Source organism: Methylobacterium sp. 285MFTsu5.1 (assembly GCF_000383455.1).
In the GTDB taxonomy this organism is placed as follows: Bacteria; Pseudomonadota; Alphaproteobacteria; order Rhizobiales; family Beijerinckiaceae; genus Methylobacterium.
Genome location: NZ_KB911270.1, coordinates 492,799 through 514,631, shown reverse-complemented (window position 1 = coordinate 514,631; position 21,833 = coordinate 492,799). Strand labels below are relative to the sequence as shown.

At 71.9% G+C, this 21,833-nt stretch carries 21 protein-coding genes; 5 read left to right on the top strand and 16 right to left on the bottom strand.

All coding sequences use genetic code 11. The annotated features are described in order from the left end of the window. Positions 1-15: 15 nt before the first annotated feature. The 3 genes from ppk2 (at position 16) to H288_RS0102605 (ending at position 2,079) form a co-directional block, all read left to right on the top strand. Entirely contained in the window at positions 16-963 is a 948-nt protein-coding gene (gene ppk2, locus H288_RS0102620) for a polyphosphate kinase 2 (RefSeq protein WP_020091036.1), read from the top strand. A 78-nt stretch (positions 964-1,041) separates the two neighbouring features. Next, a complete protein-coding gene (locus tag H288_RS0102615; protein WP_128083267.1) occupies positions 1,042-1,290 on the top strand; it encodes a hypothetical protein in 249 nt (82 codons plus the stop codon). Positions 1,291-1,851: 561 nt separating this feature from the next. Next, positions 1,852-2,079, top strand: coding sequence for a hypothetical protein (locus H288_RS0102605; RefSeq protein ID WP_020091033.1), 228 nt, complete (start codon positions 1,852-1,854; stop codon positions 2,077-2,079). 7 nt (positions 2,080-2,086) lie between these two features. Here the strand turns inward: H288_RS0102605 and H288_RS0102600 are convergent, their stop codons facing one another. Then, positions 2,087-3,055, bottom strand: a complete 969-nt coding sequence (locus H288_RS0102600; RefSeq protein ID WP_026604602.1) for a helix-turn-helix domain-containing protein — start codon at positions 3,053-3,055, stop codon at positions 2,087-2,089. A gap of 121 nt (positions 3,056-3,176) precedes the next feature. Between H288_RS0102600 and H288_RS0102595 the strand changes: the two genes are divergently transcribed. Beyond that, positions 3,177-3,620: a MucR family transcriptional regulator gene (locus tag H288_RS0102595; RefSeq protein ID WP_020091031.1), complete on the top strand. Its 444-nt coding sequence runs from the start codon at positions 3,177-3,179 to the stop codon at positions 3,618-3,620. A 51-nt stretch (positions 3,621-3,671) separates the two neighbouring features. Here the strand turns inward: H288_RS0102595 and H288_RS0102590 are convergent, their stop codons facing one another. From H288_RS0102590 to H288_RS0102525, 14 genes are all read right to left on the bottom strand, one after another. Beyond that, the gene (locus H288_RS0102590; RefSeq protein WP_020091030.1) at positions 3,672-4,190 is read right to left on the bottom strand and encodes a hypothetical protein; all 519 of its coding nucleotides are present in this window, start codon (positions 4,188-4,190) and stop codon (positions 3,672-3,674) included. Between the two features lie 31 nt (positions 4,191-4,221). After that, positions 4,222-4,758, bottom strand: a complete 537-nt coding sequence (locus H288_RS32040) for a hypothetical protein (RefSeq protein WP_020091029.1) — start codon at positions 4,756-4,758, stop codon at positions 4,222-4,224. 165 nt (positions 4,759-4,923) lie between these two features. Continuing rightward, a complete protein-coding gene (locus tag H288_RS0102580) occupies positions 4,924-5,862 on the bottom strand; it encodes a pirin family protein (protein ID WP_020091028.1) in 939 nt (312 codons plus the stop codon). Positions 5,863-5,997: 135 nt separating this feature from the next. Beyond that, positions 5,998-7,029, bottom strand: coding sequence for an aldo/keto reductase (locus H288_RS0102575; RefSeq protein ID WP_020091027.1), 1,032 nt, complete (start codon positions 7,027-7,029; stop codon positions 5,998-6,000). Positions 7,030-7,121: 92 nt separating this feature from the next. Next, on the bottom strand, positions 7,122-8,117 hold the full coding sequence (locus H288_RS0102570) for an HlyD family secretion protein (protein ID WP_020091026.1): 996 nt from the start codon (positions 8,115-8,117) through the stop codon (positions 7,122-7,124). Between the two features lies 1 nt (position 8,118). Beyond that, entirely contained in the window at positions 8,119-8,343 is a 225-nt protein-coding gene (locus H288_RS0102565) for a DUF1656 domain-containing protein (protein ID WP_020091025.1), read from the bottom strand. Continuing rightward, on the bottom strand, positions 8,340-10,196 hold the full coding sequence (locus tag H288_RS0102560) for an FUSC family protein (protein ID WP_020091024.1): 1,857 nt from the start codon (positions 10,194-10,196) through the stop codon (positions 8,340-8,342). Before H288_RS0102560 ends, H288_RS0102565 begins: the two co-directional genes overlap by 4 nt. A gap of 47 nt (positions 10,197-10,243) precedes the next feature. Continuing rightward, positions 10,244-11,230 carry a cytochrome d ubiquinol oxidase subunit II gene (cydB, locus tag H288_RS0102555; protein ID WP_020091023.1) on the bottom strand — a complete coding sequence of 329 codons (987 nt, stop codon included), beginning with the start codon at positions 11,228-11,230 and terminating at the stop codon, positions 10,244-10,246. A 6-nt stretch (positions 11,231-11,236) separates the two neighbouring features. Further along, entirely contained in the window at positions 11,237-12,649 is a 1,413-nt protein-coding gene (locus tag H288_RS0102550) for a cytochrome ubiquinol oxidase subunit I (RefSeq protein WP_020091022.1), read from the bottom strand. Between the two features lie 107 nt (positions 12,650-12,756). Then, complete coding sequence (gene mqo / locus H288_RS0102545; RefSeq protein ID WP_020091021.1) at positions 12,757-14,268, bottom strand: malate dehydrogenase (quinone); 1,512 nt, start codon at positions 14,266-14,268, stop codon at positions 12,757-12,759. 11 nt (positions 14,269-14,279) lie between these two features. Further along, positions 14,280-14,678: a hypothetical protein gene (locus H288_RS0102540; protein WP_020091020.1), complete on the bottom strand. Its 399-nt coding sequence runs from the start codon at positions 14,676-14,678 to the stop codon at positions 14,280-14,282. Positions 14,679-14,708: 30 nt separating this feature from the next. Beyond that, positions 14,709-16,436, bottom strand: a complete 1,728-nt coding sequence (poxB, locus tag H288_RS0102535) for a ubiquinone-dependent pyruvate dehydrogenase (RefSeq protein ID WP_020091019.1) — start codon at positions 16,434-16,436, stop codon at positions 14,709-14,711. A gap of 46 nt (positions 16,437-16,482) precedes the next feature. Continuing rightward, positions 16,483-17,940, bottom strand: a complete 1,458-nt coding sequence (fumC, locus tag H288_RS0102530; protein WP_026604601.1) for a class II fumarate hydratase — start codon at positions 17,938-17,940, stop codon at positions 16,483-16,485. Between the two features lie 269 nt (positions 17,941-18,209). Beyond that, positions 18,210-19,664 carry a CoA transferase gene (locus tag H288_RS0102525; protein WP_020091017.1) on the bottom strand — a complete coding sequence of 485 codons (1,455 nt, stop codon included), beginning with the start codon at positions 19,662-19,664 and terminating at the stop codon, positions 18,210-18,212. A 75-nt stretch (positions 19,665-19,739) separates the two neighbouring features. Between H288_RS0102525 and H288_RS0102520 the strand changes: the two genes are divergently transcribed. Beyond that, complete coding sequence (locus H288_RS0102520; RefSeq protein ID WP_020091016.1) at positions 19,740-20,873, top strand: citrate synthase; 1,134 nt, start codon at positions 19,740-19,742, stop codon at positions 20,871-20,873. A gap of 67 nt (positions 20,874-20,940) precedes the next feature. Here H288_RS0102520 and H288_RS0102515 read toward each other — a convergent pair whose 3' ends face one another. Further along, positions 20,941-21,804 (bottom strand): class II aldolase/adducin family protein, encoded by an 864-nt coding sequence (locus H288_RS0102515; protein ID WP_020091015.1) that lies wholly within the window; start codon positions 21,802-21,804, stop codon positions 20,941-20,943. Positions 21,805-21,833: the final 29 nt, after the last annotated feature.

The following is a 21,833-nucleotide window of genomic DNA, read 5'->3' as shown; positions in this document are numbered from 1 at the left end:
GCAGGAGAACCGGCGATGCGGCCCGACGACAGCTCTGCCCCGGATGCCACCTTGAATGCCAACGCGGATGCCACCCTGGAGGCGATCCGGCGTGACCTCGCCGACAGCTACGACGAGGAGCTGGAACTCGGGCTCGAGGAGGATCGCCTCGACCGGCTCGCGGCCGAGCTCGGCGGCGCGCCGCCCGATCATCTCGACCGCAAGGTCTATTTCCGCGCGCTGCTCCGGCTGCAGCACGAGCTGGTCCGGCTCCAGGACTGGGTGCAGGACCGGAAACTGCGCGTGGTCGTGCTGTTCGAGGGCCGCGACTCGGCCGGCAAGGGCGGCGTGATCAAGCGGATCACCCAGCGCCTCAATCCCCGCGTCTGCCGCGTCGCCGCCTTGCCCGCCCCGAGCGAGCGCGAGCGGACGCAATGGTATTTCCAGCGCTACGTCTCCCATCTGCCCGCCGGCGGCGAGATCGTGCTGTTCGACCGCTCCTGGTACAACCGCGCCGGCGTCGAGCGGGTCATGGGCTTCTGCACCGAGGCGGAGGTCGAGGAGTTCTTCCGGTCGGTCCCCGAATTCGAGCGCATGCTGGTGCGCTCCGGCATCGTCCTGGTAAAATACTGGTTCTCGATCACCGATGCCGAGCAGGAATTCCGCTTCCGGATGCGGATCCGCGATCCGCTCAAGCAGTGGAAGCTGTCGCCCATGGACGTCGAGTCGCGGCGCCGCTGGGAGGACTACACCCGGGCCAAGGAGGACATGCTGGCGCGGACCCATATCCCCGAGGCGCCCTGGTGGGTGGTCGAGGCGGTCGACAAGCGACGGGCCCGCCTGAACTGTATCAGCCACCTGCTCGACCAGATCCCCTACGGCAGCGTGGAGCACCCGGCGGTCCACTTGCCCGAGCGCCTGCGGCACGCGGACTACGTGCGCGGCCCGGTCCCCGCCGCGATGCTCGTTCCGGCCGCGTTCTGATCGCGGCGCGGAGACGGCGCGGGAGTCGTGATCCTGTCGCGGTGGCGCGGCTATAGCGCCGCCATGGCGAAGCGCCCCATGACTCTCGACCTGTTCACGACCCTGGATATCGTCGATGACGACGTCTCGGCCGTCGTCGACGCCTATCTGGCCGATCCCACGCCCGGTTCGGTGGCGTTCGGGGACGGCTTCCGCATCGATCCCGCGGCCGCGGTGGCCTCGCATCCCTTCGCCCGGACGCTGATCGATCAGCCCTGGGCCGATGCCGGGCTGCGCCGGGCCGCCATCCGCGCCGCCATCCTGCTGGCGGAGCCGGAGCGGGTCTGACCGGATCGGCCGCCTGTCGCGCGATATTCGTGGGGCTGGCATGCCGCTTCCATCGCGCTGGCATACCGCTGTCATGCGGCCGTCATGGGCGGGATGGCAGGTCGCCGCCACGGCGAACCTCCCGACCCTATGCCGCCACTCCGCCCGCCCGGTCCTGCCGTGGCGGGCTTTTGTATGCCCGCGGCTCGGCCATCGCGACGACGCGCGTCGGATCCTACGCCTAAAACGGTAGGTGTGCCGGCCTCCGACCACACGACGCCCGGTTGTAATCTGAGGCGGAGACGGCGCGGATGAACGGCGCGCCTTCACGGTGAACGATCGGTTTACCCAAACCGCACAATTGCGCCGACCGCCCCGATCCGGGCGCGATCGGCGGGCGTTCTACGGGCAGGTCCACCGGAGACGTGCTGACATGCTGATCCTCAACCCGATGACCGGCCAGATGGTCGAGGTGCGCGTGCCCCGGCCGAAGCCGAAGGCCGCCTGAGCGCGCCAGCTCTCCGTCCGCTTCCCCGCACGCCCGCGGCCCAGGCGGCGTGCCCCTCCAGCCCCGCACGACCAATGCTGCCGACCGATCTCGACCGACCCGCCGAACTGACCCTCTGGCCGGGCTACGCGCCGGCCCGGGTGGCCGTGTCGCACAGTTTCCCGACGCTGCGGGCCGCCCTCGCCGCCGCGGTCGCGGCGATCGACGCCGAGGATGCCAATCCCTGGATCATCACCGAGGGCGGCGACATCCTCGCTCCGGGATGGATCCGCGCGAACACCGCGGGCGCCGTCCTGCAGTAGCCGGACGTCAGCCGGCGAGCTGGTCCGCGCCGCGGTTGCGCCACCGGTACTCGCTCGGCGAGATCCCGTAGCTGTCCTTGAAGCGGCGGCTGAAATGGCTCTGGGTGCAGAAGCCGCAGCTGTAGGCCAGCTCTCCGACGGCCAGATGGGCGAAGCCGGGATCGGCGAGACGCTGCGCGGCGGTCTCCAGCCGCCGCCGCCAGATCCAGTCGGCGATGTTGCGGTCCTGCTCGCGGAACAGGGCCTGGAGGTGGCGCAGCGACACGCCGACGGCCGCCGCGAGCCGGGCGGGGTCGAGGTTCAGGTCGCCGAGATGGGCCTCGATGTGGGCCAGCGCGCGCTGGAAGATCAGGACGCCCTGGATGTTCTTGGGGGTCTCGTGCGCGAGGCGTTCCGCGATGCTCGCGACGATGAGATCGACGCCGACCGACGCCATGCGGTTCGACATGTCCGGCGTCAGGCGCTCCGCGTTGCGGACCAGTTCCTGGAAAAAGGTCGTGACCATCGACGTGCCGACTTGATCCGCGCCGATCGTGAGGCACGTGAACCGGCGCGTCGAGCCGAGGGCGCGCTCCAGGGCCGCGCGCGGCAGCTCGACGAACAGCGTCTGCGTGTCGACGTCGGAGGCCATCGTCGCCGGCCGACGGTCCATCACGACGATGTCGCCGGGATTCTGGATCGCGGTGCGGTCGTCCTGCGCGCTGAACACGCGGCCCTTGAGCGTGATGGCGACGTTCAGGGTCTCGTACTTGCCGTGCCGGCGGATCGTGTCCGGGGTCGCGACGGTGGTGACGGCGCTCTGCGTCACGCGCGTGATCAGCAGCGGCCCGACCTCCGCGGCCTCCAGCGTGCCGGTGAAAGCGTGCGCCACGGCAGGCGTAAGTTCGACCGGCACGATCCGCTCGAAGATCGTCTCACGCCAGAGGCGGAAACTGTCTTTCGGCTTGAAATCCGCCGTAGAGAACAAAGTCCTCATAGAAAATTCTTGTATTCATGCTTCGCCGCGCGCGCTCGGGAAAACGGTAGCACGCTTTCAGGCAAGCGCAACGGCGCCGACCAACCTAAGAGGGTTCTCGACCTTGTCAGGAGCCCATAACGTGTCCGATTCGTCCCTCGTCAGCCCCCAATCCAATATCGTGCTGACGGCGGGGCTCGTCGCTGCCTATGTATCGAACAATCGGGTTCCGACCGCCGACCTTCCGACCCTCATCGCGCAGTGTCACGACGCGATCACCGCGCTGGCCGCCAACGGGGCGGCGTCGATCGAGGCGGCGGGGGACACGGACGCGCTGCGCGACCGGCCTACCGCCGCGCAGATCCGCAGCTCGATCCGGCCCGACGGCATCGTGAGCTTCATCGACGGGCGCCGGTACAAGACGCTCAAGCGCCATCTCACGGCCCACGGCCTGCACCCGCAGAGCTACCGCGAGCGCTACGGTCTGCCGGCCGATTATCCGATGGTCGCGCAGGAATATGCCGAGCGCCGGTCCGCGCTGGCGCGCTCCATCGGCCTCGGCGTGCCGGGCGAGCGCGCCGCCTGAGCCGACCCGCCTCGGCAGGCCGCGGCTGATTCGTGGCTGGCGCTCCGGGCCTCAGGCGGCCGCGTGCCGTCCGTCGGGCAGCAGATCCCGGCTCGCCTGCTCGATCCGTTTGAGCCAGTCCTCGGCCGCCGCCGCCCGCAGGGTCGCGGCCTCGGCCCGCGCCTGGGCCTCCCGGACGCGCCGGTCGGCTTCCGCCTCGCGTTCGAGGACCTGCCGCGCCGCCTGCGCCCGCGCTTCCTCCAGGAGCGCCCGCAGGGTCCGGATCTCCTGCTGGGCGGCCTCCAGATCCGCGGCCAGCGTCTCGCAGGCGGTCGATTGCTGGTGCAGGCGCTGATCCTGCGCCTGCTTCGCAACGGTCGCGGCCGACAGGGTGTCGAGGATCTGGCTCCAGTCCGCCACCGGCCGCGACGGCGTCTCCGGATCGGGTTCGGGGGACGCTTCGGAACGCGCCGCCGGGCTCGGTGCGTCGGCCACGAGGGGGCCGTCGGCGATCCCCGGAGCCGGCTCCGTCGGTTCTCCGCGCTCGCGCGCGATGCGGGCGTCGAGCTGGGCCCAGAACGTCGCGTTCATCGCCGTGGCGGTTCCGCAGGGCCCGCGCCGGTCACGAAGCCGCCCGCGTCGCGGAAGCCCGAGCGCTGCCCGCCTGGCCGGTCACCTGTCCGCCCGGCTGCATCACGAATTCCGCGTCGATCGTCTCGGCGATGCGCTGGAGCATCTGCTCCGCTGCCGCGGCCCGCTCCTCGGCGGCCGCGGCCCGGTCCTCGGCGGCCTGGATCAGCTTGATCGCCTGCGCGTGGACCTCGTGGGTCTCCCGCTCGGCCGCCAGCACCTGGGCGCGGGCCGCGTCCATGTCGGCGCGCACCTGCCGCAGCAGGTCCTGGACGTGCGTCTCCTGCTCCTGTGCCCGGTCCTCGACGTTCCGGATGTAGCGCGCCGCGCCCTGCACCCGCTCCAGCAGGTCGGGCCACCGCTCGACCGGCGACGGGTTCTGGTTGCGCCCCTGCGCCGAGACGCGCTCGTCCGCGGCGAGCAGGACGAGGTTGCCGGTGCGGATCCGGGTCGTCGGCTCGCGGGCGTCGCGCGCGACGGCATCGATCTGGTCCAGCGCCTCGGCCTTGGGGTGCTTCGTCTGTTCCATCACGCGTCCTGCCGACAGGGTGCAGCGCAAGCCTTCGGTGAGGCATCGGCGTCCGCCTCACACCGACGGAAAATGGTTAACAACTCCTTAATGTTCGCGCTAGGGTTGCGCTGCCGCGGCGATACCCGCGCGACGTCGCGCGGGACCGCCGGATCGCGGGCCGTCTCACGGGTAGCGGACGGGCTGCGGGTCCTCCGGCAGCGGGATGAACTCGGCGTCGTTCGGCACGGTGTCGAACCGGCCCTGGCGCCAATCCTCCTTGGCCTGCGCGATCCGCTCGGGCCGGGACGAGACGAAATTCCACCACAGGTGGCGCGGCCCGTCCATTGGCTCGCCGCCCAGCACCATGAACCGGGCCGATTCCGTGGCGCGCACGCTGATGCGGTCGCCGGGGCGGAACACCAGCAGCTGGCCGGGGCCGAAGCCGTCGCCGGCGATCTCGATGGCGCCCGCGACCGTGTAGATCGCCCGCTCGTCGTAGGTCGGATCGAGGGGCAGGACGGCGCCGGCCTCGAGGGCCACGTCGGCGTAGACCATCGGGCTCGAGGTCCGGACCGGCGAGCGCGCGCCGAAGGCCTCGCCGGCGATCAGCCGGACGGTCTTGCCCTCGCCGGTGAGGACAGGTAGCGCGGCGGCGTCGTAGTGCTCGAAGGCGGGGGCGTTCTCCTCGTCCCGGTCCGTCAGCGCGACCCAGCTCTGGATGCCGAACAGGCGGGAGCCGGTCTGACGCAGCGTCGGGGCGGTGCGTTCCGAGTGCGTGATGCCGCGGCCGGCGGTCATCCAGTTCAGCTCGCCCGGCCGGATCGGCAGCTCCGTGCCGAGGCTGTCGCGGTGCATGATCTCGCCGTCGAACAGGTAGGTGACGGTGGAGAGGCCGATATGCGGGTGCGGCCGCACGTCCATGCCCTGCCCGAGGAGGAATTCCGAGGGGCCCATCTGGTCGAAGAAGATGAAGGGGCCGACCATCCGGCACTCGGTGGAGGGCAGCGCCCGGCGCACCGCGAAGGAGCCGAGATCGCGCGAGCGGGGCACGATCAGGGTCTGGATCGCGTCGCAGCTGAAATGGTCGCCCGGGATCGGGTCATCGGCACTGTGCCAGCTCATCGCCTTGCTCCTCCGCGCGGGGATCGGCCCCCCATCCGCAGGCATCCTGGACCGGGAGCGTCCGGGTTGGAACAGAAACGATCGAAACGCATCGTTTCTGAAAAATCGCTCGATCGTCCCGGCCGGGGCGACGGCCTACCAGCGCGTCGGCTTGGGGTTGCGCTCGTCGAAGCCGCGCTGGTGCCAGTACGGGTAGATCGGGGTCTCCTGGCTCGCCGCGTCGAGCCGGGCGACCTGCTCGGCCGTCAGGGTCCAGCCGAGGGCGCCGAGGTTCTGCTTCAACTGCTCCTCGTTGCGGGCGCCGACCACGATGTTGCAGACGGTCGGCCGGGTCAGCAGCCAGTTGAGCGCCACCTGCGCCACCGTCTTGCCGGTCTCGGCCGCCACGGCGTCGAGGGCGTCGACCACGCCGAACAGGTAGTCGTCGGAGACCGGCGGCCCGCCCTCGGCGCCGCCGGCGGCGATGCGGCCGCTCTGGTTGGCCTGTCCGCGGCGGATCTTGCCGGTGAGACGGCCCCAGCCCAGCGGGCTCCAGACCATCAGGCCGACGCCCTGGTCGAGGCCGAGCGGCATCAGCTCCCACTCGTAGTGGCGGCCGATCAGCGCGTAGTAGCCCTGGTAGGCGACGTAGCGGGCGAGCCCGTGGCGCTCGGAGGTCGCGAGCGCCTTCATCAGCTGCCAGCCCGAGAAGTTGGAGGCGCCGATATAGCCGATCTTGCCCGCGCGGGTGAGGTCGTCGAGCGCCCGCAGCGTCTCGTCCACGGGGGTGAGGGCGTCGAAGCCGTGCATGAAGTAGACGTCGATATGGTCGGTGCCGAGCCGCTTCAGACTGGCCTCGCAGGCGCGGACCAGGTGGTAGCGCGAGGAGCCGACCTGGTTCAGCTCGTCGTTGAACCGGAAGGTCGCCTTGGTGGAGATCAGCGCCCGGTCGCGCTTGCCCTTCAGGGCCTGGCCCAGGATCTCCTCCGAGGCGCCGCCCGAGTAGATGTCGGCCGTGTCGAAGAAGTTGACGCCGGAGTCGAGGCAGAGATCGACCATGCGGGTCGCCTCGGCGACGTCCGTCTGCCCCCAGCGCTGGAAGAATTCGTTCGTGCCGCCGAAGGTGCCGGTGCCGAAGCTGAGCACCGGCACGGTGAGGCCGGAGCGTCCGAACTGCCTGTAGTCCATCGGGTCCTCGTCGCGATCGCGGCCGCCGCGCGGCGGCGCGCCTGCCGGATCAACGCGCCGCGCCGCCCGGTTTTCCCGGCCGGCGCGCGTCGTCAGCGCCGCGACTCGACGACCGGCGCCCCGTCGCAGCGCTGGCCGGCGGCCGCGCCCGTGCGCCGGCCGGGCGGCAGTGCGTCCGGCGACCCGGCTGTCTCGGCCAGGATCGCGACGTTCGCCGTCATCCCGGCCGCCAGCACGATCGGGCAGGGCACGTCGTCGAGGTCGATCCGGATCGGCACCCGCTGCGCCAGCCGGACCCAGGTGAAGATCGGGTTGACCGTCGGCAGCCCCTGGACGCCCGGGGCGGCGTCGGCGACGCTGATCCCGCGGCCGAGGCCGGTGACGCGCCCCCGGATCGGACGGTCCGGCCACGCCATCAGCGACACGCGCGCGGCGTCGCCCGCGCCGATGCGCGGGAGCTGCGTCTCCTCGAAATAGCCCTCGATCCAGAAGCTGTCGCCGTTGACCAGCGTCAGCGCCGGCTGTCCCGTGGCGGCGAACCCGCCCTCCTGCAGCAGCAGGTTGGTGACCCAGCCGTTCACGGTCGCCCGCAGGGTCGTGCGCTCCAGGTTGAGCCGCGCCTGCGCGAGCGCACCCTCCGCCTGGACCACGTCGGCCTGGGCGGCCTGCGCCTGGCCGCTGGTCGTCTGCTTCTGCTGCGGCGTGGTGGCGAGGTCGTCGAGGTCGGCGGTGCGCTGCGCGATCCCCGCGAGGTACCCGGCCCGCGCCCGGGCACTGGCGAGGGCGCCCTCGGCCTGGGTCACGGCGTTCCTGAACGTGCCGGGATCGATCGTGAACAGCACGTCGCCCTTGCGGACGAACTGGTTGTCGCGGACCCGGACCGCCACCACCGTGCCGGAGACCTCGGGCGCCACCTGCACGGTGTAGACGCGCACGCGCCCGTCCCGGGTCCAGGGCGTGTAGGCGTAGTAGAGGAAGGCGAGGTAGGCGAGGCCCACGGCCGCCGCCAGCGCCAGCAGGGTGGCGGCGACGTTGTAGGCGGGCGGCGGCTGCCAGTCGCGCAGCGACGGTCGCGGTTTCAGGGCCATCTCACGGGCCCTGGACGCGCAGGGACAGGATCAGCAGCGCCGTCACGGCGGTCAGGAGGCTGAAGTCGAACAGGGCGCGGTTCCAGACAAGGTGGTTGATGCCGATCCAGTCCAAGATCCAGCGCAGGGCCCAGGTGATCACCAGGGCGGCGAGCAGGCAGATCACCGCGGGCTCGACGAAGAGCCCCAGCACGTCGACCGCCCGCAATCCGACCACGCCGATCACGCCCGCCCTCCCGGATCGAGGTTCGGCCAGCCCGCGCGGTCGAGATCCGACACGAGGGCGGCCAGCGCCCCGATGCGCTCCGCCTGGAGGGGCAGGGTCGCCCGGTCGGCGAGCGCGCGCAAGGGATCCGGCACCGTCTCCGGCCCCGCCGGACGGGACGCGGCGAGCCGCGCCCAGACCGCCCGGCCGACGCGGCGGCCCTCCCGGTCGTCCGTCTCCCGCAGGGCGAGCAGCAGGAGCCCGATGACGAGCAGGCGCTCGCCGCTCCGGGCCGCCGCGTCGTCCGCGCCGATGAGGGCGAGTCGGCCGAAGCCCCGGGCGAGGTAGCGGTCGAGCGGCGGCAGCAGGAGCGCCGGGTCGAGGGCCGCGCCGCGCACCGACCGGACCAGCCGGCGTCGGGCCCGCAGGCGCAGGGTCGCGGCGCTCACCGGCGGCGGCAGGGCGGCGAACGCGATCGCCGCCACCGCCATGCCGAGCAGCTCGGCCAGCACGGTGTTGAGCGAGTCGGCGAGGTCGTAGGTCATCGGGTTCTTGGGATCGAGCACGCCGAAGACGAAGAACCCGAAGCCGATCCCGTAGATCGCGCGCTTGTCGGCGCGGCCGACCACCGCCAGCATCGCCACCGGCAGCAGCACCGCGGCCAGCAGCGCGAAGCTCCCGGTGGTCGTCAGCAGGGTGTAGCGGACTGTGAGCCCGACCACGCCGGCGAGCAGCGCGCCAACCAGGAAGGCGCGGGATTCCGCACGCGGGTCGGCATGGGCGGCGAGCAGGACGCAGACGAGGCTCGCCCAGGTCGCGGCGCCGGCCCCGTGCGACCAGCCGGTGACGTACCAGAAGCCGTTGACGAGCAGGACGGCGGCGGCGGTGCGCAGGGCGTTGTCGAAGGCGTGCCAGCCGTCCCAGTCCAGGTCGTTCCACAGGAGCAGGTGCGGGCGGAACGGGACGCGCCGCCGGCCCACGCGCCCGCCGGCCCGCAGGAGCCGCGCCGAGACCCGGACGCGCCCGACCTGCCGGACGGCGATCGCCCCGCCGGCCCCGATCAGGTCGGTCGAGCGCGATCCCGGCCGGTCCGGCAGCAGCGCCCGCAGCAGGCCCGCGGCGAGCACCCGCCGCAGCCGGGGGGCGGCGTTGCGGATGCCGCGGCCGCCGGAGCGCAGGGAGGGCTGCTCGGTGAACGTGTCGGTGACCTCCTCGCCCAGGGTCATGACCGCGGCGATCGGCATCGGGCCGGGCCGCTCGCCCCGCCGCAGGGCGGCCATCCAGGCGTCGCAGGCCTCCGCGGCCGCCTCGAGCCGCCCCGCCAGGGCGCGGCTGACGGCGGGGACGCCCGGCGCCACGAACACGTTCGACGCGTAGGCGCAGCCGATCCCGAGCAGGATCGTCGAGCAGCGGTCGACGCCGATCTGGAACACGGCCTCCGGGTTCTGCACGTCGGCCAGCGCGATGATCGGCACGGTGAAGCCCATCGAGGCGAAGCCGTAGGCGCGCTGGCCGCTCTCGACGCTGGAGGCCGCGGTGAGCAGGCCCATCCACAGGGCCAGCGCGAGGTCGAAGGCCAGGGTCGCCTGGGCGAAATTGGCCACCAGCACCATCGCGACGGTGACGCCCACCAGCGTGCTGCCGGCGCGCCACAGGCTCTTGCGCAGGGAGGCCGCGCGGGTGGCGAGCGTCACCGAGATGACCGTCCAGCCGGCCCAGTGCGGCAGCGCCAGCTCGAGCCACATGGCGAGCCAGATCGCCGCGATGGCGGTGAGCGCGATGCGCACGGCCTCGGCCGCCTCGCGCGGCCACCACGCCGCGAGGCGCTGCAGGAGGCCCGGCGCGTCGTCGGAAAGGGCCACCTCACCGGCCATCGCGCGGCCTCGCCGGCCGGGGCGGGTCCGGGAATCCGGCTGCAGGCTCAGTCATAGTGCTCGGCGATGTCGACCTTCCCCTTGAACACCCGGTAGACCACCAGGGTGTAGATCAGGGTGATCGGCAGGACCACGATGCCTGCGCCCCAGAACATGAAGGACAGGCTCGCCTCCGGCGCCGCCGCCTCGGTCACCGTCACGCTGAACGGCACCATGTAGGGCAGGAACGAGGCGGCGAGCGTCGCGAAGGCGGCGGCGAAGATCAGCGCCACCAGCGGGAAGGGCAGGGCATCGATCCGGCGCCGCGCCGCGTAGAGGAGCCCGGCGCAGGCCACGGCCCCCACGAGCGGCAGGACCAGCATCTCGGGCCGCTCGACCCAGCGGTGCAGCACCCGCAGGTTCATCGCCAGCGCGTACGCGAAGGCCGCGCCGAGGAAGACCAGGACGCCCAGCAGGAGCCGCGGCAGCAGCCGGAAGCCGAGGTCGCGCACGTCGGACTCGGTCTTGCCGCACAGCCACGCGGCGCCGAGCAGCGCGTAGCCGAGGCACAGGCCGAGCCCGCAGAGCAGCGAGAACGGCGTGAGCCACGTGAACGCCCCGCCGGCGTAGAGCCCGCCCTGCACCGGCAGCTCCTGCACGAGCGCCCCGACCGTCACGCCCTGCACGAAGGCCGCGCAGTAGGAGCCGCCGACGAAGCCCGCGTCCCAGACCCGCCGCAGCCGCCGGGACTTGTAGCGGAACTCGAAGGCGACGCCGCGCAGGATCAGGGCCGCGAGCATCAGGAGGAGCGGCAGGTAGAAGGCCGAGAGCAGCAGCGCGTAGACCGTCGGGAAGGCGCCGAACAGGATCGTGGCGGCGAGCACCAGCCAGGTCTCGTTGCCGTCCCAGACCGGGGCGATCGCCTGCATCATGTGCCGGCGCGCCGTCTCGTCCGGGGCGATCCCGAACAGCATGCCGACGCCGAGGTCGAACCCGTCGAGCAGCACGTAGAGCATCAGGGTGAGGGCGAGGGCGGCGGCCCAGAATTCGATCACGGCCGCTCACTCCGCCGGATTGCTGCTGGGGGTGCCGGGACTGTCGCCCGGCACGGCGAGCGGCCGCTTGGGGTTGGCGGCGCTCCCCGCACGGGCCGGGGTCGGCAGGATGCCGGCCTTGAGCATGCGGTAGATGTAGACGGTGCCGGCCGCGAAGATCAGCGCGTAGACCGCGCCGAACACGGCGAGCGAGGTCGCAACCTGCGGCGCGGCCAGGAACGGCGTCGCCGCGTCGGCGGTGCGCAGCTGGCCGTAGACCGTCCAGGGCTGGCGCCCGACCTCGGCGGTGAACCAGCCGGTCAGGGTTGCGACGAAGCCGAGCGGGAACGACAGGAAGATCGCCCATTGCAGCCAGCGCGCCCGCTCTAGCCGCCCGGTGGCGTAGAAGGCCATCCCGCCCCAGGCCAGCGCCAGCATCAGCAGCCCGCAGCCGACCATGATGCGGAAGGCGAAGAACGGGATCAGCACCGGCGGCCGGTCGGCCTTGGGGATGTCCTTGATGCCGATCACCTTGCCGGTGAGGGTGCCGTCGTCGATCAGGCTGCCGATCGGGGCGGGCAGCGCGATGACGAAGTGGTTCTTCTCCTGCGCCTCGTCGGGCCACGCGAACAGGATCTCGCCGGCCGGCGCCTGGCTCTCCCAGTGACCCTCGATCGCGGCGATCTTCGAGGGCTGGTGCTTGACGACGTAGTCGCCGGTGAGGTGGCCGAAGAACAGCTGCAGCGGCACCAGGATCGCGGCGAGGCCGAGCCCCATCCGGATCATGGCGCGGGCCTCGATCCGGTCGCTGCCGCGCAGCATGTACCACGCCCCCGTCGCGGCCACGCAGAAGCTGGTGGTGACGTAGGCGGCCAGGACCATGTGGGGGAAGCGGACCCAGACGACCCCGTTGAAGATGATCGCCCACCAGTCCGTCGGTACGAACACGCCGTCCGGGCGCTGGGCGAAGCCGGTCGGGTACTGCATCCACGAGTTGTTCACGAGGATCCAGAAGGACGACAGGCTGGTGCCGAGGCAGACCATCAGGCAGGCGAACAGGTAGAACCAGCGCGGCACCCGCCTGCGGCCGAACATCAGCACCCCGAAGAACGAGGCCTCGAGCGCGAAGGCCGTGAAGCTCTCGTAGCCGAGGAGCGGCCCCTGGATCGGGCCGGTGCGGCGGGCGAGCTCGCTCCAGTTGGTGCCGAACTGGAACGCCATGACGATGCCGGAGACCACGCCGAGCCCGAAGGCGACGGCGAAGATCTTGAGCCAGAAGGCGAACAGGCGGTCGTAGACCGGCTCGCGCGCGATCATCGCCCGCGCCTGCAGGAAGGCGAGCCAGGCCGCCAGCCCGACCGTGAAGGCCGGGAAGATGATGTGGAACGACACCGTGAAGGCGAACTGGATGCGCGAGAGCATCAGGGCGGAGATGTCCATCGTTCCTCTCTCCGGCCGAAGCTCGCCGGTCCGCCGCCGCGGGCCGGGCGCGCCGCACCCTCAGATGTCCGCCGGCGAGGCGCGGGGAACCGCGCCTCGCGAACCTGTCAGACGTTCTCGATCCTCAGGACCGGCGCCGTCTCGGCCCGGGTGCGGCGGCAGGCCTCGGCGTCCCGCTTGAGGTCGATGCCGTAGGTCGGGATCACCGCCTTGAGGCGGGGCAGCCAGGCATCCGGCGTGAGCCGGTCGGCGAAGCACTTCTCCAGGACCTCGACCGCGATGAAGGCCGCCGTCGAGGCGCCGGGCGAGGCGCCGAGCAGCGCGCAGATCGAGTTGTCGGCCGCGGCCACCAGCTCCGTGCCGAATTCGAGGTAGCCTTCCTCCAGCGGGTTCGCCTTCCCGGTCGGCTTGATCGTCTGCACCCGCTGGCCGGCCACCGCCGAGGTCCAGTCCTGCTTCAGCGCCTTGGGGAAGAAGTCCTTGAGGGTCGCGAACTGGTGGTCGGAGCTCTGGAGCACCTGGCCCACGAGGTACTCGGTGAGCGCGACGTTGTCCTTGGCGACGTCCAGCAGCGGCACGATGTTGTGCGGCGTCAGCGCGGTGAACAGGTCGGTGAGCGACCCGTGCTTCAGGAAGCGCGACGAGAAGCCCGCGTAGGGGCCGAACAGCAGCGAGCGCTTGCCGCCGATGATGCGGGTGTCGAGGTGGGGGACCGACATCGGCGGCGAGCCGGAGGCCGCCTTGCCGTAGACCTTGGCGTGGTGGCGCGCGCTGACCGCGTCGACGTCGCAGCGCAGCCAGATGCCTGAGACCGGGAAGCCGCCGTAGCCGCGCCCCTCCGGGATCTTGGAGGCCTGCAGCAGCGGCAGCGAGCCGCCGCCCGCGCCGATGAACACGAACTTGGCCGTCACGGTGCGGCGCGTGGCGTCGTAGGTGTCCTCGACGGTCACGGCCCAGCGGCCGTCGTCGACCCGGTCGAGGGCGACGACCTTGCGGTTGTAGTGGACGGCGAAGCCGGGCTGCGCCGCGAGCTGCTTCACCAGCAGGTGCGTCAGGGCGCCGTAATCGACGTCCGTCCCGGTGACGATCCGGGTGGCGGCGATCGGCTCGCCGGGGGCGCGGCCCTCGATGATCAGCGGCGCCCAGCCGGCGATGACCTGCGGGTCCTCGCTGTACTCCATGCCGTGGTAGCAGTGGTGCGCCGACATCGCGGCGTAGCGCGCCTTGAGGAAGGCGACGTTCTCGGCCCCCCAGACGAAGCTCATGTGCGGGCAGGGATGGATGAAGGCGCGGGGGTCCGGGATCGCGCCCTTCCGCACGAGGTGCGCCCAGAGCTGGCGCGAGATGTCGAACTCGGTGTTGACCTCGAGCGCCTTGGCGATGTCGACGCTGCCGTCGGGGCGCTGGGGGGTGTAGTTCAGCTCGCAATTGGCCGCGTGGCCGGTGCCGGCGTTGTTCCAGCCCTCCGAGCTCTCCTGCGCGCAGTCGTGCAGCGTCTCGAACATCGCGATCCTGAGCGACGGCTCCAGTTCCTTCAGGACCGTGCCGAAGGTCGCGCTCATGATCCCGGCGCCGATCAGCACCACATCGGGAGCGTCGTCGAAGCTGATCTCGGCCATCGGGCCCCTCCTCAGGCGGTCTTGTTCGGAACGAAGGGGAGCCGGGCCTCGGCGCCGGGGGCGAGGATCACGTAGGCCCGGCACCAGGGCTCGTCGTCGACGAGGCGCCAGGAATGGCCGGAGCCGGCCGTGTCCTCGGCGATGAGGATGTCGCCGGGGCGGATCGTGAAGTGCGCGCCGGCCCTCGTCTGGAAGTCGAGGGTGCCGCGCAGGGTGATGACGAACTGCCGGGTCGGCGCCGCGTGCCACGCGTAGGTCCCGCCGGCCTGGGTCTCGCGGAAGGAAATCGAGACCACGTCGGTCGTGCCGCTGAGGATGTCGCCGCGCTCGCCGTGGGGCAGGTCGATGACGCCTTCCTCGAAGTAGGAATTGTCGTCGTCACCGGTCCAGATGCGTACGCAGCGGATCATCGGGCAGAGCTCCGGCTTCGGAAGGGCGCCTCAGCGCCAGAGGTTGGTCTTGGCGAGGTCGATGATCTCGGTGCCGCGCCCGTCGATGACGGCTCGGGCGAGCCACATCCCGAAGCCCGTCACCTGCTCGAGGCCGACCTTCGGCGGCATCGACAGCTCCTGGCGGGCCGACACGACGTCGAGCAGCGCCGGGCCGTCATGCGCGAGCATCGCGGCCATCGCGTCCGGCAGCGCGGCCGGATCCTCGACGCGCCGGGCGAAGATGCCGGCCCCGCTCGCCATGGCGGCGAAGTCCGGGTTCACCAGCTCGACGCCGGTCTCGAGGAAGCCCGCCGCCTTCATCTCCATCTCGACGAAGCCCAGCGTGCCGTTGTTCAGCACCACGATCTTCACCGGCAGCTTGTGCTGGTTGAGGGTCAGCAGGTCGCCCATCAGCATGGCGAAGCCGCCGTCGCCGGAGAACGAGATGATCTGCCGCCCGGGATAGGCCGCCTGCGCGCCGATCGCCTGCGGCAGGGCGTTGGCCATCGAGCCGTGGTTCAGCGAGCCGATCAGCCGGCGCTTGCCGTTCATGGCGAGGTAGCGCGCCGCCCAGATCGTCGGCGTGCCGACGTCGAAGGTGAAGACCGCGTCCTCGGAGGCCGCCTCGCTGAGTGTCCGGGCGACGTATTGCGGGTGGATCTTGCCGCCGGGCTTGCCGACCGCCAGCGCGTCGAGCCCGGCGCGGGCCTTGCGGTAATGGGCGAGGCTGTCGTCGAGATGCGCCCGGTCGGTCTTCGCCTGCAGCTTCGGGAGCAGCGCCGCGATCGTCTCCCCGACGTCGCCGATCAGGCCGAGATCGATCCGGCAGTGGCGCCCGAGGCTCCCGGCCCGCAGGTCGACCTGCGCGACCTTGGCGTCGTCCGGGTAGAACTGGCGGTAGGGGAAGCCGGTGCCGAGCAGCAGCAGGGTGTCGCAGTCGAGCATCGCCCTGTAGCCCGACGAGAAACCGATCAGGCCGGTCATGCCGACGTCGTAGGGATTGTCCCACTCGACGTGCTCCTTGCCGCCGAGCGCGTGGACGACCGGCGCCTTCAGCGCCTCGGCGAGTTGCAGCAGCTCCGCGTGGGCGCCGGCGCAGCCGCGGCCGCAGAACAGGGTCACGCGCCCGGCCGCGTTGAGCATCCCGGCGAGCGCGTCGAGGTCGGCCTCGCGCGGGCGCACCACGGGCGGGGGCGGCACCAGGGCGGCCGAGAGCTCGGGCGCGTTCCCCGGCATGACCATGAGGCCGACATCGCCGGGGATCACCACGACGGCGACCCCGCGCTCGGCGACGGCGACGCGGATGGCGGTCTCCATCACGCCGGGCAGCTGGGCCGGCGAGGAGACCAGCTCGCAGTAGTGGCTGCATTCCTGGAACAGGTTCTGCGGGTGCGTCTCCTGGAAGTAGCCCCGGCCGATCTCCGCCGAGGGAATCTGGGCCGCGATGGCCAGCACGGGCACGCGGGAGCGGTGCGCGTCGAACAGGCCGTTGATCAGGTGCAGGTTGCCCGGCCCGCAGGAGCCGGCGCAGACCGCGAGCTCGCCGGTCAGGTGCGCCTCGGCGCCGGCCGCGAAGGCGGCGCTCTCCTCGTGGCGCGTGTGGATCCAGGCGATCGAGCCGTCCTGGCGCAGGGCCTCGGTCAGGCCGTTGAGGCTGTCACCGACCACGCCGTAGATGCGCTTCACGCCGGCCTGCGCCAGCGCCCGGACGAACAGATCGGCGACCTTCGTGCTCATGGTATCTCGCTCAGCTGAGGGGGCGGACGAACGGTCCCGGCGCGCTTCAGGCGCCGGCCAGCCCGTGGCCGATCATGGTCCTGGGATCGCACACCGCGTCGAAGCGCTCGGCCGGGACGCCCTCGGCCAGGGCGGCCGCGCGCAGGGTCGTGCCCTCGTCGTTGGCGCGGTGGGCGATCTTCGAGGCGAGGTCGTAGCCGATCACCGGCGACAGGGCCGTGACCAGCATCAGCGACTGGTTCACGGTCTCGTCGATCCGCGTCCGGTTGAGTTCGGTGCCCTCGACCGAGTAGGTCCGGAACTTCTCGCAGGCGTCGCCCAGCACGCGGATCGAATGCAGCGTGTTGTTGATGATGATCGGGCGCATCGCGTTGAGCTCGAAGTTGCCCTGCGAGCCCGCGAAGGCGACCGCGTTGTCCTCGCCGATCACCTGGATGCAGACCATCACCAGGGCCTCGCACTGGGTCGGGTTGACCTTGCCGGGCATGATCGAGGAGCCCGGCTCGTTGGCGGGCAGCAGCAGCTCGCCGAGGCCGCAGCGGGGCCCCGAGGCGAGCCAGCGCATGTCGTTGGCGATCTTCATCAGCGCGACCGCGAGCCCGCGCACCGCCGCCATGGCGGCGACCATGGCGTCCAGCGACCCCTGCGCGGCGAACTTGTTGGGCGCCGTGACGAACGGCTTGCCGGTGAGATCGGCGATCCTGGCGGCGATCTCCGCGCTGAACCCCTCCGGAGCGTTGAGGCCGGTGCCGACCGCGGTGCCGCCGGCCGCCAGCTTGTACAGCCCGGCGCGCGACGCCTCGACGAGGGCCAGCGCGTCGCGCATCTGCGCCACGTAGCCCGACCATTCCTGGCCGACGGTGAGCGGCGTCGCGTCCTGCAGGTGCGTCCGGCCGGTCTTGACCACGTCCATCCAGGCCCGCGCCTTGGCGTCGATCGCGTCGGCCAACGCCCGCGCCTTGGGGAGCAGGACCTCGTCGAGTTCGAGCACCGTGGCGACGTGCATCGCGGTCGGGAAGGTGTCGTTCGACGACTGGCCCATGTTGACGTGGTCGTTCGGGTGGACCGGGCTCTTGGAGCCGAGCACACCGCCGAGGAGCTGGATCGCGCGGTTCGACAGCACCTCGTTGACGTTCATGTTGGACTGGGTGCCGGAGCCGGTCTGCCAGACGTAGAGCGGATAGTGCGCGTCGAGCTTGCCGGCGATCGTCTCGTCGGCGGCCTGGACGATGGCCTGCGCGCGCCAGTCCTCCAGGCGGCCGGCGGCGGCGTTGACCAGGGCGGCGGCCTTCTTGACGTAGCCGTAGGCGTGGTAGACCCGCTTGGGCATGCGATCGTCGCCGATCGAGAAGTGCTGGAGCGAGCGCTGCGTCTGCGCGCCCCAGTAGCGGTCCGCCGGCACGTCGATCCCGCCCATCGAGTCCGTCTCGTGCCGCATCCCGGTGGCGGCGATGCCGATCGGAACGTCGCGCAGGATGGGGTGGCCCGGGGCAGACTCGTTCATCGTCATCCTTCTCGGTGTCGGACCGTCTGGCACAGTGCGAGACGGGTTCGGCGAACCGGGTGCGCTTTGACGTAAACGGTGGTATTATTTTCGGTCTTCGGTCGATATGTGCAGATTTTAAGAAGACTGACTATTAAATCTTCACTTAAACCTAGTATTAAAAACGCCGACAAAACGCATTACAGATCATGGAGGCGAATTGCCAGATAACATAGATCGGTGTCAAGCGTTCCGCCGCGCGGAGGCTGCAAAAACATTCCCGCGATTGGTCAATTTATAGCGCTTCTGCTCCCCGGAGCGGCTTTCGAGCCGGACAAGCGCGCGCCGCCGAAATGTCTGACTTGTGCGGCCTCCGCCGTGCCGAGATCGCAGGCCGGGCGATCCCACCGCAGCGGCGCGCCCTCGATCCGCACGGGCGCGTGCAGCCGGAGGGCAGGTCCCCACGCCGTGTCCTCGATCTCCGGGGCGTAATCCGCGTCCCGATATCCGCCGAAGGCGGGCCCCGGCGCGCTGCCGGGATGGTCCGTGAGCAGGCGCGCGGTCCGGGCCAGGGAGAGCCGCGCGATGACGGCGTGCCCGTCGCGCTGCCGGGCGATCAGGCCTCGCACGGCCGCCGCCGCCATCAGGTAGCCGGTGGCGTGATCGAGCGCCTGGACGGGCAGCGGCACCGGCCGGTCGGCCTGTTTCCACCGCTGCCCGGCCGCCGCGATGCCCGTCGCCATCTGGACGAGGCTGTCGAAGCCGCGCCGTCCGGCCCAGGGTCCGGTCCAGCCGTAGGCGCAGAGCGCGACGTCGATCAGGTCCGGGTTGAGTGCCCGGCGTCGCGCCGCGCCGTAGCCGAGCCGCTCCAGGGCGTCCGGGCGGTACCCGTGCACGAGGATGTCGGCCTCGGCGAGCAGGGTCTCGAAGTGCCGGCGGTCGTCGACCTGCCGGAGGTCGAGGCGCGTGCAGACCTTGCCCAGGGTGACGTCGGGCGCCAGGGACGGTTCGTCCCAGCCGGGCGGGTCGATCCGCAGGACGTCGGCCCCGAGGCCGGCCAGGACGCGCGTGGCCACCGGCCCGGCCAGGATGCGGGTCAGGTCGAGGACCCGGATCCCCGCGAGGGGACGGGCCGGGTCCGGGCGCCACGGCGACCGGTGCTGGACGGGCCGTTCCGCGACCGCCACGAGGGGCTCGGCCCGGACCGCCCGGCCCTGGTCCAGGCCTTCCCAATCGTCCGGACCGCGCATCGCCGCGGCGCAGCCGCCGGCGCGCAGGATCGCCCCTTCCAGGTCCTCGGCCGCCGTGCGGGCCACGGCGGCCGTGACCGCCTCCCGCTCGCCCGGGCAGTCGAGGATTGCGAGGGCGGCGGCGCGGTGATGGGGCGCGTTGGTGTGCAGCCGGATCCAGCCATCCGCCGCCTGGTAGTCGCCGGCGATCGGGTCCCAGGCGGCCGGCAGCTTCCAGCCCTGCGGCCGCACGGAGGTGCCGAACCACGCTGAGGCCAGGTGCCGGTCGACCGTGACGGCGGGCGCGGGGCCGGACAGGCCGAGGAGTTCGGAGACGGCGAGGCCGGCGGCGCCGATCGACGCCGTCGCCAGCGCGGTGACCGGGAAGCAGGAGGGCAGGCTCCCGGTGCCGGTCACCGCCAGCCGGTCCCCGGCCTCGGGCGGCAGCGCCAGGGCGGCCAGCGCCTCCGCGAGGATCGGCGCCAGGGCGTAGTGGTCGGCGTGTCGTTCGCGCATGGTCCCGGCCCTCGATCGGTTCGCGCAGGCTGCCGGCCATCGACGGATCGATCAATCTTGATACATCTGATCAACATGACGGAATGGCTGGACCGCGCCGAAGCCCTCGACGCCCTCGGGATCCGGGCCCAGACGCTCTACGCCTACGTCAGCCGCGGGCTGATCGAGGCGCGGCGGGCGCCGGGCCGGCGCCACAGCCAGTACCGGGCTGCCGACGTCGCGACGCTCGCCGACCGGCGCGGCCGGAGCCGCGCCAGCGCAGCGATCGCCGCGGGGGCCATGGCCTGGGGCGAGCCGTCGGTCGTCACTGCGATCAGCACCGTCCACCGGGGCAGCCTGATCTATCGCGGCCGCGACGCCGTGGCGTTCGCCCGCGACGCGAGCCTGGAGGCGACCGCCGACCTCCTGTGGGACAGCCCGGAGGCGACGCTGTTCGACGTTCCGGCCGACGCGGCCGCGACGCCGTTCCTGGCGCTGGCCGGGCTTCTGCAGGAGGCCGAGGCCGCGCTGGGCCGCGGCCACCACCGCCTGTGCCGCGACGCGCGCCGCGCCGTCGCGCATCTCGCCGCGTCCTGCGGCATCCCCGAAGGCCGGGCGCCCCTGCATCAGGGCCTCGCGCGGCTCTGGTCCCTCGATGCCGCGACCGCCGACCGGGTCCGCCAGGCGCTGGTGCTGCTGGCCGACCACGAACTGAACGCCTCGACCTTCGCGACCCGGGTCGCCGCCTCCACCGGCGCGCCGATCGCGGCCTGCCTCATGGCCTGGTTGAGCGCCCTGTCGGGACCGCGCCACGGCGGCGCCGCGGCGGCGGTGCTGCGGCTCGTCGACGAGGCCGCCGCGACGGGCCCGAGGGCGGCCGTGCGCGCCTGCCTGGATCGGAGCGGCGCGCTGCCGGGCTTCGGCCACCCGCTCTACCCGGACGGCGACGTCCGCGCCGCGGCCCTGGGCGCGGTCCTGCCCGCCGACCCCCTGCTGGACGCCGTCCGGGACTGCGCCGAGGCGGCGACGGGGGCGCGGCCGAACATCGACTTCGCGCTGACGGCGCTCGTCCGGACGGCGGGCCTGCCGCGGAGCGCGCCGTTCACGATCTTCCTGCTCGGCCGGAGCCTGGGCTGGGCGGCGCACGCCATGGAGCAGGGCCGCCAGGGGACGCTGATCCGGCCGCGGGCCCGGTACGAGGGGCGGCGCAGCCCGGCGGACCGCCCATAGCGAGAGGGCCGGCCTCGCGGCCGGCCCTCGATCTGTCGCGGCCCCCCGCGCGGGGCGGGCGCCGGCCTCAGGCGAACATGTCGGGCTGGGTCTCGGCGATGTGGCTGTACAGCGTCTGGAAGTGCAGCCAGCCGATGTAGTCGCTGCCGACGTGCTCGCGGCTGTAGCGGGCGGTCTTCTCCGACAGGAGCTGCGGCTTGATGCCGGAGGCCTCGACCAGGAGCTGCTGCTGGCAGGCCCGCTCCAGGGCGATGAACCAGAAGGCCGCGTCGTCGATGCTGTGCTGCGAGCAGGTCAGCAGGCCGTGGTTCTGGTGCAGCACGCCGCGGTTGCGGCCGATCTGCTGGGCGACCGACAGGCCGCTCTCCTTCTCCACCGCCACGGCGCCCGCCGAGGCGCCGATCACCGCGTGGCTGTTGTAGAAGGCCGCCGCGTCCTGGCTGATCATCTCCAGCGGTCGGCCGGTGGCGCACCACGCGGTGCCGTAGGTGGTGTGCGCGTGGCACATCGCCATGACCTCCGGGTACTCCTCGTGCACGGCGGCGTGGAGGACGAAGCCCGCCCGGTTGATGGCGTGGCGCCCCTCGACCACCCGGCCCTTGTGGTCGGCCAGGATCAGGTTCGACATCCGCACCTGCGAGAAGTGCACGCACATCGGGTTGGTCCAGTACAGCTCCGGACGCTCCGGGTCGCGGATCGTCAGGTGGCCGGCGAAGCCGTAGTCGAAGCCGTGCATCGCGAAGGCGCGGCAGGCGGCCACGAGGTGCTTCTTGCGGTAGTCCCGCTCCTCGGCGTGGTCGGCGAAGTCCGGGATCTCCGGGAAGATCAGGCCGGCCTGCTCGGGCTGGTAGATCGAGGTCCGCCTGCGGCCGGCATCGTCGTTCGGCAGGTCGAGGGCGACGGCCGCCTCGTGGGCGTGATCGTCGAGCATGGCGTCTCCTTTCGTCGGGGTACGGACCG